Annotated in this window: 8 protein-coding genes; 7 read left to right on the forward strand and 1 reads right to left on the reverse strand. The window is 63.1% G+C overall.

Going from position 1 to position 14,211, the window contains the following annotated elements:
- The first annotated feature begins 11 nt into the window (after positions 1 to 11).
- The 3 genes from G8E10_RS11935 to G8E10_RS11945 all read left to right on the forward strand — a co-directional run bounded on the left by G8E10_RS11935 (position 12) and on the right by G8E10_RS11945 (position 4,933).
- A complete protein-coding gene (locus G8E10_RS11935; RefSeq protein ID WP_167129119.1) occupies positions 12 to 1,925 on the forward strand; it encodes a PhoX family protein in 1,914 nt (637 codons plus the stop codon).
- Between the two features lie 223 nt (positions 1,926 to 2,148).
- Positions 2,149 to 3,390 carry a TCR/Tet family MFS transporter gene (locus tag G8E10_RS11940; protein ID WP_167129122.1) on the forward strand — a complete coding sequence of 414 codons (1,242 nt, stop codon included), beginning with the start codon at positions 2,149 to 2,151 and terminating at the stop codon, positions 3,388 to 3,390.
- Positions 3,391 to 3,544: 154 nt separating this feature from the next.
- On the forward strand, positions 3,545 to 4,933 hold the full coding sequence (locus tag G8E10_RS11945; protein ID WP_167129124.1) for an MATE family efflux transporter: 1,389 nt from the start codon (positions 3,545 to 3,547) through the stop codon (positions 4,931 to 4,933).
- 76 nt (positions 4,934 to 5,009) lie between these two features.
- Here the strand turns inward: G8E10_RS11945 and carA are convergent, their stop codons facing one another.
- On the reverse strand, positions 5,010 to 6,221 hold the full coding sequence (carA, locus tag G8E10_RS11950; RefSeq protein ID WP_167129126.1) for a glutamine-hydrolyzing carbamoyl-phosphate synthase small subunit: 1,212 nt from the start codon (positions 6,219 to 6,221) through the stop codon (positions 5,010 to 5,012).
- Positions 6,222 to 6,550: 329 nt separating this feature from the next.
- On the opposite strand from carA, the gene G8E10_RS11955 reads away from it, so the two are divergent.
- The 4 genes from G8E10_RS11955 (at position 6,551) to rpoD (ending at position 14,051) form a co-directional block, all read left to right on the forward strand.
- On the forward strand, positions 6,551 to 7,009 hold the full coding sequence (locus G8E10_RS11955) for a GatB/YqeY domain-containing protein (RefSeq protein ID WP_167129128.1): 459 nt from the start codon (positions 6,551 to 6,553) through the stop codon (positions 7,007 to 7,009).
- A 144-nt stretch (positions 7,010 to 7,153) separates the two neighbouring features.
- On the forward strand, positions 7,154 to 9,205 hold the full coding sequence (dnaG, locus tag G8E10_RS11960; protein ID WP_132447954.1) for a DNA primase: 2,052 nt from the start codon (positions 7,154 to 7,156) through the stop codon (positions 9,203 to 9,205).
- Positions 9,206 to 9,506: 301 nt separating this feature from the next.
- Positions 9,507 to 11,408 (forward strand): DNA helicase RecQ, encoded by a 1,902-nt coding sequence (recQ, locus tag G8E10_RS11965; protein ID WP_167129462.1) that lies wholly within the window; start codon positions 9,507 to 9,509, stop codon positions 11,406 to 11,408.
- A 588-nt stretch (positions 11,409 to 11,996) separates the two neighbouring features.
- Positions 11,997 to 14,051 carry an RNA polymerase sigma factor RpoD gene (gene rpoD, locus G8E10_RS11970; protein WP_132447615.1) on the forward strand — a complete coding sequence of 685 codons (2,055 nt, stop codon included), beginning with the start codon at positions 11,997 to 11,999 and terminating at the stop codon, positions 14,049 to 14,051.
- The last annotated feature ends 160 nt before the right edge of the window (positions 14,052 to 14,211 follow it).

Here is a 14,211-nt window from a genome sequence, read left to right on the forward strand (position 1 = left end):
GAGCGCCCGTCATGGCAGACTGTCCCAGCACCTCATCGCCCGTCATCCGCGACATCATCGCGGCCCGGGCTTCGCGCAGAAGCTTTCTCAAGGGCTTTACGGCGATGGGAACCATCGCCGCGACCGGCACCGGCTTCGTCGGCTCGCTGTTTGCCGAGGAGAGCTTCGCGGCGTCGGCCGCGTCCACCCTGCAATTCACCGAATTGAAGCGCGTCTACGACAAGGACATGGCGGTTGCGCCCGGCTACAAGGCCGACGTGGTCGCGCGCTGGGGCGATCCGATGACCGGATCTACGTCCGCCTTCGACGGAACCGTGCCCTCCGCTGCAGAACAGCTGATGCGCTTCGGCTATAATTGCGACTATATCGCCTTCATGCCGCTGCCCAAGGGTTCCGACAGCGCCGATCATGGCCTGCTCTGCGTCAACAACGAATATATCTCCCCGAACGTGATCTTTCCCGGCATGACCGAGGACGATGCCGGTGCGAAGATGACGCGGGAGCAGGTGGATTTCGGCATGGCCGCCATGGGGCACTCCATCGTCGAGGTGAAGATGGAGAATGGTATCTGGGCCATGGTTCAGGACAGCACCTACAACCGCCGCCTGACGGTGGAAACGCCGATGGCGCTGTCCGGCCCGGTCGCCGGCCATGATCTCGTCAAGACCAGGGACGATCCGGAAGGCCGTCTCGTGCGCGGCACCAATTACAATTGCGGCGGCGGCGTCACCCCCTGGGGCACGGTGCTGACCTGCGAGGAGGGTGCTTCCGACACGTTCGGCGGCAAGCCCGAGGGGTCTGCCATCGCGCCGGTGCTGGAGCGCTACGGCTTCGATGGTTCCGACATCTATGGTCGTGCCCGCTTCCACGATCGTTTCGACATGACCAAGGAGCCGAACGAGCCGAACCGTTTCGACTGGGTGGTCGAGATCGACCCTTACGATCCGTCTTCCACGCCCATCAAACGCACGGCGCTCGGCCGCATGAGCCACGAGGCTTCCACGGTCGTGCACAACAAGGACGGCCGGATCGTCGTCTACATGGGCGACGACGACTATTTCGAATACACCTATCGCTTCGTCACCAAGGCCACCTTCGACCCCACAAAGCCGGAAACGGCGAAGGACATTCTCGACGAGGGCATCCTGTCCGTCGCGCGCTTCGATCCTGACGGTACGCTGCACTGGCTGCCGCTGGTGCACGGGCAGGGGCCGCTGACGGCCGAAAACGGCTTTGCGTCCCAGGCGGAGGTGCTGCTGAAGACGCGGCTTGCGGCAGACGCGGTCGGCGCGACGCCGATGGACCGGCCGGAAGACATGGAGACCAACCCGGTGACGGGCCGCGTCTACGCCGTCATGACCAAGAACAAGAAGCGCACACAGGACAAGCTGAACCCTGCCAACACCCGGCCGGAAAACCTGTGGGGGCATATCGTCGAGCTGATCCCGCCCGGCGGACGCGGCCGCGATGCAGACCATACAGCCGACATCTATGAATGGGACCTGTTCGTTCTCGCCGGCAATCCGGCCGATGCGGCGACGAAGGCGAGCTTCCATCCGGAAACCTCCGAAAACGGCTGGTTCGTCTGTCCCGACAACATCACCTTCGACCCCTCCGGCCGGCTCTGGGTCGCGACGGATGGGGCGAATGATTTTGGCCTGCCGGACGGGATCTACGGCATCGACACGGAAGGTCCGGCCCGCGGCCTGCCGAAGCTGCTTTTCACCTGCCCGGCCGGTGCGGAGGCGACCGGGCCTTGCTTCACGCCCGATGGCAAGACGCTGTTCGTCTCTGTACAGCATCCGGCCGAGGATGCCGAAACGCTGGACAAGGCCGAAACCCTCTGGCCGGACTTCAAGGGCCCGCTGCCCCGGCCGTCCGTGGTCGCGATCCGCAAGATCGAGGACGGCGCCGTCGGCGCCTGATCCGCGTATTCCCGCGGCAGGACCCGGCCATCTGACACGGCCGGGTCCTATTCTCTTTCCGCCGCCGGTATGCGCGGCGAGGATCGGAGCGACAATGGCCGTTGCCTCGCTTCCTGCTTGCCTCTACAGCAGCGGGAAGCAGACGGAGCCTGACAGGGTCGGACGGTTTGCGGTAGGGCCTCGTGTCTTCGAGACGCGCGGTGCGGGAGTGGGGAGGTTTGGCATGATCGATCCGGCATCCGCGAGGCGGGGGCTTGTCCTCGTTTTCATGATCCTCTTTCTCGACATCATCGGCATCGCGATCATCATGCCGGTGCTGCCGGCCTTTCTGGCGGAACTGACGGGAGATACGGTCAGCGACACGGCCATTGATGGCGGCTGGTTGCTGCTTGTCTATTCCGGCATGCAGTTTCTCTTTGCCCCGCTGATCGGCAATCTCTCCGACAGGTTCGGCCGCCGCCCGGTTCTTCTCGCATCGGTGCTGACATTCGCGATCGACAACCTGATCTGCGCGCTGGCCACGAGTTTCGGCATGCTCTTCGTCGGCCGCATTCTCGCCGGCATCTCCGGTGCCAGCTTTTCCACCGCCTCGGCCTTCATCGCCGACGTTTCCGACGACAGCAACCGCGCCAAGAATTTCGGTCTCATCGGCATTGCCTTCGGCACGGGCTTTGCGCTGGGGCCGGTCATCGGCGGCGCGCTCGGCGAGTTCGGCCCGCGTGTGCCGTTCTACGGTGCGGCGCTGCTCTCCTTCGTCAATTTCGTCATCGCCTTCTTCCTGCTGCCGGAAACGCTGGAGCGCAAGCATCGCCGGCGCTTCGAGTGGCGGCGCGCCAACCCGCTCGGCGCGCTGCGCCAGATGCGCAGCTATCCCGGCATCGGCTGGGTGCTGCTGGTGTTCTTCCTCTATTGGCAGGCCCATGCTGTCTATCCCTCGGTATGGTCCTTCGTCGCCACCTATCGTTATGGCTGGAGCGAGGGGCAGATCGGCCTGTCGCTCGGTGTCTTCGGGATCTGCAGCGCGATCGTCATGGCCTTCATCCTGCCGCGCATCATTCCCGTGCTCGGTGAATGGCGCGCCGGCGCGGTCGGCCTCGTCTTCTGCTGCGTCGGGCTTTTCGGCTATGCCTTCGCCTTCCAGGGCTGGATGGTCTATGCCGTGATCGCGGCCACGTGCCTGGAGGCACTTGCCGATCCGCCGCTGCGCTCGATCGCGGCTGCCAAGGTACCACCTTCCGCGCAGGGAGAGCTTCAAGGCGCTCTTTCCAGCATCTCCTCCTTCACGACCATCCTCGGGCCGCTGGTCTTCGCGCATATCTTCAGCCGGTTCACGGCGGCTGATGCGCCGGTGACCTTTGCCGGCGCACCCTACATCCTCTCCGCCGTCCTCATCGCCGCCGCCGTTTTCCTCTACGTGACCCGCCTGAAACCGAAGGACGCATCCGCCGAGATTCCGAGGATCTGATGGGAAACTGCCTCGAAAACGATCAATCTCCGTGATGTCTGGATGAAATTTCCAGCAGTGCCTGCCTCTCGCTGGAGGTTTGCCGCCATTCGCGCTATGAGCGACACGTCGCGTGAGCCCATTCCGGCCGCGACGGACCAGAGGCTTCTCGATCATGCTGACGTCAACGCACCCCGCTGCGGGGGATATCCGTGGGGACAATTCCTGGGCTGCACACTTCCGCGGAAGCGTCATTCTGGGCGTGCCCTTCGTTGCCGCGCAGATCGCGCAGCTTGCCATCAACACCACCGACGTGGTGATGGTGGGCAAGCTGGGTGCGACGGAGCTTGCCTCCATCATTCTCGCGACGCAGATGTTTTTCACCATCTTCGTGTTCGGATCCGGCTTTTCCAACGCGGTCGTGCCGATGGTGGCACAGGCCGTGGGGCGTGGTGACGTCGTCTCGACCCGGCGTTCCGTGCGCATGGGCATGTGGGCGGTGCTGATCTACGGCGTCCTCACGGCGCCGATCCTGTGGCTGGCCGAGCCGATCCTGCTCTTTGCCGGCCAGCAGCCGGAGGTGGCGGCGAAGGCCGCCGGCTATCTGCATGTCGCACAATGGGCTGTCTTCCCGAGCCTCGTCTTCATGGTGCTGCGGGCCTTCCTCAGCGGACTGGAGCGCGCGGGGATCATTCTCTACATCACCCTGATCACGCTCGTTCTCAATGCCGGCTTCTGCTACCTGCTGATCTATGGCCATTTCGGCTTTCCGGCGCTCGGCGTGGTCGGGGCGGCCTGGGCGGCACTGGCGGTCGCCATCCTCGGCCTCGTGCTTGCCATCGTCTACATCCAGCGGCACGCGGAACTGCGCGGCTTCGAACTCTTCGTCCGGTTCTGGAATCCCGACTGGCATGCGCTGAAGGAAGTCGTGCTGCTGGGCCTGCCGATCGCCTTGACGATTCTCGCCGAAGTCAGCCTCTTCACCGTCGCGTCGCTGCTCATGGGCACGATCGGCACGGTGGAACTGGCGGCCCACGGCATCGCCCTGCAATTTGCCTCCATCGCCTTCATGATTCCGCTCGGACTTGCCCAGGCGGCGACCGTGCGCGTCGGGCTTGCCTATGGCCGCGGCGACATGGAGGGTGTGCGCAAAGCCGGCATCTCGGCACTCGCGCTCGGCATCATTTGCGCGGCTCTCGGCTCCACGCTGTTTGCCGTCATCCCCTACGCGCTCGCCGCGCTCTATCTTGATACGACCCGGACGGATGCAGCGCTCGTGCTGGCCTATGCAGGCCCCCTGATCGTCATCGCCGGCGCCTTCCAGCTTGTCGATGGCCTCCAGGCCATTGCTGCTGGCATGTTGCGCGGGTTGAAGGACACGACGGTGCCGATGGTGCTGGCGCTGATCTCCTACTGGCCGATCGGCTTCTTCTCCGCCTGGATCTTCGCCTTTCCGCTCGGCTTTGGCGGGCAGGGCGTCTGGTACGGCTTCTCGCTCGGCTTGCTCGCCGCAGCCGTGCTGTTGAATGCGCGGTTCTTCCGGATCGTTCGCAAGCTGAGCTGAGCCGCTCTCGGGATATCGCTCTGCCGCCTGCCTCTTCCGGTTTCCGGTTTGATCAACCGGAAACCGGATCAGACGATCAGGCGCGTTCAGCCAGAGCGACCTCGCCCTTCTTCTCGCGCAGCAGATTGACGAAGCGGCGGAAGAGGTAGTGGCTGTCCTGCGGGCCGGGGGAGGCTTCAGGGTGATGCTGGACGGAGAAGACGGGCTTGCCGGAGAGGCGCAGCCCGCAATTTGTACCGTCGAACAGGGAAACGTGGGTCTCCTCGACGCCAGCCGGGAGCGAGGCCGAGTCGACCGCGAAGCCATGGTTCATCGAGACGATTTCGACCTTGCCGGTCGTATGGTCCTTCACCGGATGGTTGGCGCCGTGATGGCCCTGGTGCATCTTTTCGGTCTTGCCGCCAAGCGCAAGGCCCAGCATCTGGTGGCCGAGGCAGATGCCGAAGACCGGGATGTCGGTTTCGATCAGCTCGCGGATGACAGGCACGGCATATTCGCCGGTCGCTGCCGGATCTCCCGGGCCGTTGGAGAGGAAGACGCCATCCGGGTTGAGCGCGAGGACGTCGTCCTTGCTTGTCGTCGCCGGCACGACCGTGACCTTGCAGTCGAGCCCGGTAAAGAGGCGCAGAATGTTGCGCTTCACACCGTAGTCGATGCAGACGACATGGTACTTTGCCGCATCCGCCGTCAGCGTGGCCGTTTCTTCGTTCCAGACCCAGGGCTTTTCGCTCCAGACAGAGGACTGCCCCGAGGTCGCGACCTTGGCGAGGTCAAGGCCTTCGAGGCCGCTCCAGTCCTTCGCCATCGCCTTCAGCGCGTCGATGTCGAACTGCCCATTAGCATCATGGGCGATGACGGCGTTCGGGGCGCCGTTCTCACGGATCCAGGCCGTCAGAGCGCGCGTGTCGATGCCGCACATGCCGATGATCCCGCGGGCCTTCAGCCAGGCGTCGAGATGGCGCACGGCGCGGTAGTTGGAGGGGTCGGTAATATCGGCCTTGAAGATGACGCCGACCGCGCCGTGGCGAGCTGCCGGCGTCAGGTCTTCGACGTCTTCGTCATTGGCGCCGACATTGCCGATATGGGGGAAGGTGAAAGTGACGATCTGGCCGAGATAGGACGGGTCGGTCAGGATTTCCTGGTAGCCGGTGAGGGCCGTGTTGAAACAGACTTCGGCGGGAACGGCGCCGGTCGCCCCGATGCCCTTGCCTTCGATCACGGTGCCGTCCGCCAGGACGAGCATGGCGGTTGCGGTTTCAATGGTCCATGGAGCGGTCATCGGCGTCATCCCGTTGCGGCGAGGCGGCGGAGATCGGGCCACCGGGTCGCCAAGCTTCTCAGCACCCGGTGCCGCCCGGCGCATGCGGGCGCGGGTCGCAATTCGGGTCTCTCTTGGTGCAGGTCCTCGACATAAGCGCGCGGTTGCGCGCGGTCAACCACTGCCAATGGAAATCCGCTGAATAATGCGGTCCCGCCCTGCGCTGCTCACAACAGGTCGCCGGCCATCCCATCTGATGACGAAGCTGTTTGTTGCGGCCCTGCCGATGGTCTATGAGGGCCGCCAGGACGAAACACCCACAAGAGACGACACACCCACAAGAGACAAGGGAGATACCCATGCTGCGCGACACGATCAACGATGCCCTGAAGACGGCCATGAAGGCCAAGGATGCCCGCCGGGTTTCCACGCTGCGGCTGGTGCAGGCCGCGCTGAAGGACCGCGATATCGCCAATCGCGGCGTCGGCAAGCCGGAAACGACCGATGACGAGTTGCTGCAGATCCTTGCGAAAATGGTCAAGCAGCGCGAAGAATCGGCGAAGGTCTATGAGGATGCCGGCCGGCCGGAACTGGCCACGCATGAACGCGAGGAAATCGTCATCATCGCCGACTTCCAGCCGGAGCAGTTCTCCGAAGCGCGGGTGAAGGAGGTCGTTGCGGCAGCCATTGCTGATGCTGAGGCAACGGGGCCGAAAGACATGGGCAAGGTCATGGCGATCCTGAAGGAGCGGCATGCCGGCCAGATGGATTTCGCCAAGGCATCCGGCGTGCTGAAGGGCCTTCTGTCGGGCGCCTGACGCCGTTCGTCTGCGCGATGTCCGGCGGTCGATGACAGGGCTGCTGGCTTCGCTTTTCCCGCCGGCGGGTGTCTTGCCTGTGGATAGCGGTGAGGGATGTTGCGCGCTGTAGCGGGATGGCGCGCAAGCGACTATATCGGGCGCATGCGTTTTTCCCCGACCTTTCTCGAAGAGATCAAGGATCGCGTTCCGATTTCGGACGTGATCGGCAAGCGTGTGACCTGGGACCGGAAGAAGACCAACGCGTCCAAGGGAGACTATTGGGCCTGCTGCCCCTTTCACGGAGAGAAATCGCCGAGCTTCCACTGCGAAGATCGGAAGGGGCGCTACCATTGCTTCGGCTGCGGTGTTTCGGGTGATCATTTCCGGTTTCTGAACGAACTCGACGGGATGAGCTTTCCCGAGGCCGTGCAGCAGATCGCCGATCTCGCCGGTGTTGCCATGCCGCAGCCGGACGTGGAAGCGGAGAAGCGCGACAGGGAGCGTTCCACCCTGCAGGACGTCATGGAAATGGCGACGCAATTCTTTCAGGATCAGCTTCAGACGGCGAACGGCGCTCGCGCCCGGGCCTATCTGCGTGACCGGGGCCTGACGGGGCGGACGATCGAGACCTTTCGGCTCGGTTACGCGCCGGAAAGCCGCAACGCCTTGAAGGAGCACCTTGCCAACAAGGGCATTCCGCGCGAGCAGATCGAGGCCTGCGGTCTCGTGGTGCACGGTCCCGACATCGCGGTATCCTACGACCGTTTTCGCGACCGGATCATGTTTCCGATCCTGTCGTCGCGCGAGAAGGTGATCGCGTTCGGCGGGCGGGCCATGTCGCCCGACGCGCCCGCGAAGTATCTGAATTCCAATGAGACCGAGCTCTTTCACAAGGGCAACGTGCTCTACAATTTTGCCCGCGCCCGCCGGACGCTGGGCGGCGCCGATGGCAACGACACGATCATCGCCGTCGAAGGCTATATGGACGTCATCGCTCTCCATCAGGCGGGGATCGAGAACGCGGTGGCACCGCTTGGGACGGCGCTGACCGAGAACCAGCTGGAGCTTCTCTGGAAGCTCACGCAGGAGCCGATCCTCTGCTTCGATGGTGACGGTGCCGGTATCCGGGCTGCCAATCGCGCCGTCGATCTCGCGCTGCCGCACCTGAAGCCCGGTCGCTCCGTGCGGTTCGCGCTGCTGCCGGACGGCAAGGACCCCGACGATCTCGTGCGGGAAGAGGGGCGTGCGCCGTTTGACCGCGTGCTGGTGGCGGCACGATCCCTTTCCGAAATGGTCTGGACCCGGGAGATCCAGTCGGGAAGCTTCGAGACGCCGGAAAAGCGGGCGGAGCTCGAGGCGAAGCTGAAGCAGGTCGTGGGCGTGATCGGCGACGAGAGCGTTCGCCGGCACTACGGCCAGGCGATGCGCGACCGGCTCAATACCTATCTGCGTGGACCGCAGCGCTCCGGCTTCCAAGGCGGCGGCTTTCAGGGCGGAAACCAAGGGCGCGGCGGAGGGACGGGTGGCTTCCAGCCCGGTGGCGGACAAAGGAGCGGCGGGCCAGGCGGTGGCCGATCCGGCGGTCGCGGCGGTTTCGGCAAGGAATCGGCGCCGATGCGCAGTCTTTCGGGCGTATCCGACCGGCTGGCGCGGTCCTCGATCGTCTCCGGCGTGCAGTCGCTGCCGCCGCTGAAGGAAAGCGTGCTGGCACTGACGATCGTCAATCATCCCGACGTGCTGTTTGCCGAGTATGACGAGATCTCCGTCATAGACTATGAGAGCAAGGAGCTTCAGCGCCTCTGGTCGCAGGTGCTGAACGCGGCCGCCGCCAAGGGGCCGCGGCTGACGCGCGAGATGCTGGTCGAAAACCTCGAGGCCGCCGGTTTTGCTGGACTTCTTGCCATGCTCGACCAGCAGGTTCGCTTTGCCCGCCTCTGGATCGCCACGCAGGCGGCCGACCCTGCCGATGCGCTGGAAGGCTATCGACAGGCTCTGGCGCTGCACAAGCGGACGAAGGCACTTCTCTGGCAGCGTCGCGAGTTGGAGCGCGATCTCGCACGGGCGACGGAAGATGGCGACGACGAACTGGCAAGCCTTGTCCTGCGCAATCTGGAAGAGGTGCAGAACGAAGTGGAGCGCCTGGAGAATCAGGAGGCGATTATCGAGGGCTTCGGCGTGCTCTCCGGGCGGGTCAAAGGGCCGGGTGCCAAATGACGGATGGACTGTAGAAGTCATTCCGCTGCTCCTTGTCCCTGCTCCGGTTCATGATTTCTGCCACGCCGATCCGCTCTGGTCTGCGCGAAGAGGCGTTTTCCGTTCATGAGGGAAGCCTAATTCACATTTTGAACAAATCAAGAACAAATCGCTTTTCTTTTTCCTCTCTTTCTGTAGTTTCTGAGTCACGTCAGATGGGCAGGCAGGTGCACTCTGCTGTGGTCTTCATGGCGTTCGGCAGCCAGCGCCCTCGCGCCGGCTGGTGGAATCGTGCAGAATGGCTTTCATGACATCTTCTCAAATGCCTTCTTTCTCGACACGTAACGATCCGGTTCTCGATCCACCGGGCAGACAACGGCGGGAGTCCGGGCAGACCACGTTTCAAGCAACCGGCAAGGCGCCGCTGGATGTGTTGAAAGCCGTCTATGGCTATTCCGTTTTCCGCGGACAGCAGGGTGAGGTGGTCGAGCACGTGGTTTCGGGCGGGGATGCGGTGGTGTTGTTCCCGACGGGGGCCGGCAAGTCGCTCTGTTTCCAGGTGCCGGCGCTGTGCCGCTCGGGGCTCGGGATCGTTGTGTCTCCCTTGATCGCGCTGATGCGCGACCAGGTGGAGGCTTTGAAGGCGCTCGGCGTTCGGGCTGCGGCGCTGAACTCGTCGCTGTCGCGTGAGGACTTCATCGATGTGCGGCGATCGGTGCGTGAAGGGACGCTCGATCTGCTCTACGTCACGCCGGAGCGGATCGTGACCGAGGGGTTCCGCGAGATGGTGGCGGGGGTGGAGATCGCATTGTTCGCGATCGATGAGGCACACTGCGTATCGCAATGGGGGCATGATTTCCGGCCGGAATATCGCACGCTCGGGCAACTGGCGACGCTCTATCCCGGTGTGCCGCGTCTGGCGCTGACGGCGACCGCCGATCCGCAGACGCGCGGCGATATCATCGAGCGACTGGCGCTCTCGGATGCGCGCGTGTTCAGCTCGAGTTTCGACCGGCCGAACATCGCCTATGAGATCGTCGAGCGCGACCAGCCGCGCCAGCAATTGCTTCGCTTTCTCTCGCGACACAAGGGCGCGAGCGGCATCGTCTATTGCCTGTCGCGTGCGAAGGTCGAGGACACGGCGGAGTGGCTGAACGGGCAGGGCATCCGCGCGCGCGCCTACCATGCCGGCATGGACCGCGCCGTGCGTGATGCGAACCAGGACGCCTTCCTGAAGGAGGAAAACCTCTGCCTCGTAGCGACGGTCGCCTTCGGCATGGGGATCGACAAGCCGGATGTGCGCTATGTGGCGCATCTCGATCTGCCGGGCTCTGTGGAAGCCTATTATCAGGAGACAGGGCGCGCCGGGCGCGACGGCATGCCGTCTCAGGCCTGGATGGCCTATGGCATGGCCGACGTCATCCAGCGGCGCAAGATGATCGACGAAGGCGGGGCGGCCGAGGAGATCAAGCGCATCGAGCGGGGCAAGCTCGGCTCGCTTCTCGGCATCTGCGAGACGGCCTCCTGCAGGCGGCAGGCGATCCTCGCGCATTTCGGCGAGCGCCATGCCGGCGGCTGCGGCAATTGCGATACCTGCCTCAATCCGGTGGAGACATGGGATGGCACGGAGGCGGCCATCAAAGCGCTGGCGGCCGTCTATCGCACGGGCGAACGCTTTGGTGCAGGTCACGTCATCGATGTGCTCACCGGCACGGTGAACGAGAAGACGACGCGGTTTGGCCATGCGGATATGCCGGTGTTCGGGGCGGGCAAGGAGATTGCGGCGAAGACCTGGCAGTCGATCCTGCGGCAGTTGCTGGCTGCCGGCTTCCTGAGCGTCGATCACGCTGCGTTCGGCGCCCTGAAGCTGGAGCCGATGGCGCGGGCGGTCTTCAAGAAGGAAACGGAAGTGCGGTTCCGCAAGGACCGCCCGACATCTGCCAAGGCCGCCAGAAATGCACGCTCGCCGGCAGCAAAGGAAAAGGCCGCGCTGGACGGGTCGGATCTCGAACTCTTCGAAGCGCTCAGGGCAGAGCGTGCGGACATCGCCCGCGGCATGAACGTGCCGCCCTATGTCGTCTTTCCGGATACGACGCTGATCGCGCTTGCCAAGATGCGGCCTGACGATGCGGACGATCTGCTGGATGTTCCCGGCATCGGACAGAGCAAGAAGGAGCGGTTCGGCGAGCAGTTCCTGGAGGTTATCCGGACGTTCCGCGGATAGTGTCCGCCTGTCCTTAAGCCTTTCTCTCGACGGTATGCCGTGGTTTAGCCGGACCGTAAGGCGTGAACGCAGTCATCGTCCTGTTGAAGGGATCTTTTTATGCCAAGTGCAAGAAAGTCATGTGAGATTTGACTTACCCTTGCAGGCGTCTCGGGTGAAAAAAGACGAGCGCGGTTGCTTGCGTGCGCAACCTTTCGTCTTGCTCTTGTCTTGCGGGTGAAACGTCCTACATCTGCCTAGCAGATAGACATAGCGGCAATGCCGAGCCTTAATTCCGGCGTTTTTTGCCTAATTGCGCTGTTTTCTGCCGGAAGAGCTTGACGTAGCCGAAGAATCTGGGAATCAACCGTCTTTGGCTTGGAAGGTTTATTGGATACGGCGGAAACGATCATCATGCAAGTGATGTTTGGAGCGTGCTGCTGTCGCAGCCGACCGGGATGATCGCGGCAGATGCCGTGGTTAATCGGGAATTAATATCAGCCCGTTAGGTCAGGGGTAATGTTCGCGGTGTTGCGCCGAAAGGCGCCCGGGCCACACGGCTCGTCACCGCTCCAACGTGGAATGCTGGTCCAAAGAAAGCGACGAAGAATGGCAACCAAAGTCAAAGAGAACGAAGAAGCCGAATCTGAACGCGACGGCGCAACGGACGGCCCGCTTCTCGATCTCTCGGACGACGCGGTCAAGAAGATGATCAAGGCCGCCAAGAAGCGCGGCTACGTCACGATGGACGAGCTGAACTCCGTGCTCCCGTCCGAAGAGGTGACCTCCGAGCAGATCGAAGACACGATGGCCATGTTGTCCGACATGGGCATCAATGTCGTCGAGGACGAAGAGGTCGACGAGAATGCCTCCGGCAGCGAGGAAGAGGCAAGCGACGACGAGCCCGATAGCGAGGGCGGCGAGATCGCGACCTCCAGCGGCACCGCGCTTGCAACCGCCAAGAAGAAAGAACCGACGGACCGCACCGACGATCCGGTGCGGATGTATCTGCGCGAAATGGGCTCGGTCGAGCTCCTGTCGCGCGAGGGCGAAATCGCGATCGCCAAGCGCATCGAGGCCGGTCGCGAGACGATGATCGCGGGCCTCTGTGAGAGCCCGCTGACGTTCCAGGCCATCATAATCTGGCGTGACGAACTGAACGAAGGCCAGACGCTGCTGCGTGAGATCATCGATCTCGAAACGACTTATTCGGGTCCGGAAGCCAAGGCTGCGCCGCAGTTCCAGTCGCCCGAGAAGATCGAGGCGGACCGGAAGGCGGCAGAAGAGAAGGAAAAGACCCGTCGTTCGCGCACCAGCGAAGACGACATTACCAATGTCGGTGGTGAGGGCCTGCCGCCCGAGGAGGAGGAAGAGGACGACGACGAGTCGAACCTTTCGCTCGCCGCGATGGAAGCGGAACTGCGCCCGCAGGTCATGGAAACGCTCGACATCATTGCCGAGACCTACAAGAAGCTGCGCAAGCTGCAGGACCAGCAGGTTGAGTTGCGGATGAATGCGGCCACGGGATCGCTGACATCTGCGCAGGAAAAGAAGTACAAGGAGCTCAAGGACGAGCTCATCACCGCCGTGAAGTCGCTGTCGCTCAACCAGAATCGCGTCGATAATCTGGTCGAGCAGCTCTACGACATCAACAAGCGGCTGGTGCAGAACGAAGGCAAGCTGCTGCGTCTGGCCGAAAGCTACGGCGTGAAGCGCGACTCGTTCCTGGAGCAGTATTCCGGCAGCGAACTCGTGACGAACTGGATGGAAACGGTCAGCAACCTGACGGGACGTGGCTGGGCGCCCTTCGTGAAGAACGAAGAGCACATGATCAGCACGATCCGCGGCGAAATCCACAATCTGGCGACGGAAACCGGCATTTCGATCTCGGAATTCCGCCGGATCGTTCACATGGTACAGAAGGGCGAGCGTGAAGCCCGGATCGCGAAGAAGGAGATGGTGGAAGCCAACCTCCGCCTCGTGATCTCGATCGCCAAGAAGTATACGAACCGCGGCCTTCAGTTCCTGGATCTTATCCAGGAAGGCAATATCGGCCTCATGAAGGCGGTCGATAAGTTCGAGTATCGTCGTGGCTACAAGTTCTCGACCTATGCCACATGGTGGATCCGGCAGGCGATCACACGTTCGATCGCCGACCAGGCGCGCACGATCCGTATTCCGGTGCACATGATCGAGACGATCAACAAGATCGTCCGCACATCGCGCCAGATGCTGCACGAGATCGGCCGCGAGCCGACCCCGGAAGAGCTGGCCGAAAAGCTGGCCATGCCGCTTGAGAAGGTCCGCAAGGTCCTGAAGATCGCCAAGGAGCCGATTTCGCTCGAAACCCCCGTGGGCGACGAGGAAGACAGCCATCTCGGCGATTTCATCGAGGACAAGAACGCGCTGCTGCCGATCGATGCTGCCATTCAGGCGAACCTGCGCGAGACGACGACACGCGTTCTGGCGTCGCTGACGCCGCGCGAAGAGCGCGTCCTGCGCATGCGCTTCGGCATCGGCATGAACACGGACCACACGCTGGAAGAAGTCGGCCAGCAGTTCTCGGTCACGCGCGAACGTATTCGCCAGATCGAGGCGAAGGCGCTGCGCAAGCTCAAACACCCGAGCCGGTCGCGCAAGCTGCGGTCGTTCCTCGACAGCTGAGCCACAGGCTCGGACCAGAGAAAGATACGGCGCCCGCGACAAGCGGGCGCCGTTTTCGTTTATGGGCTGAGGTGCCTGCCGGCCGCCTTGACTGTCGGCGGTAAGCTGCATACGCTTTGCCTTATGAACCGCATCTGCTTCATGACGACCTGCATCGTGA

It is taken from the genome of Ferranicluibacter rubi (assembly GCF_011603255.1).
Lineage (GTDB): Bacteria > Pseudomonadota > Alphaproteobacteria > Rhizobiales > Rhizobiaceae > Ferranicluibacter > Ferranicluibacter rubi.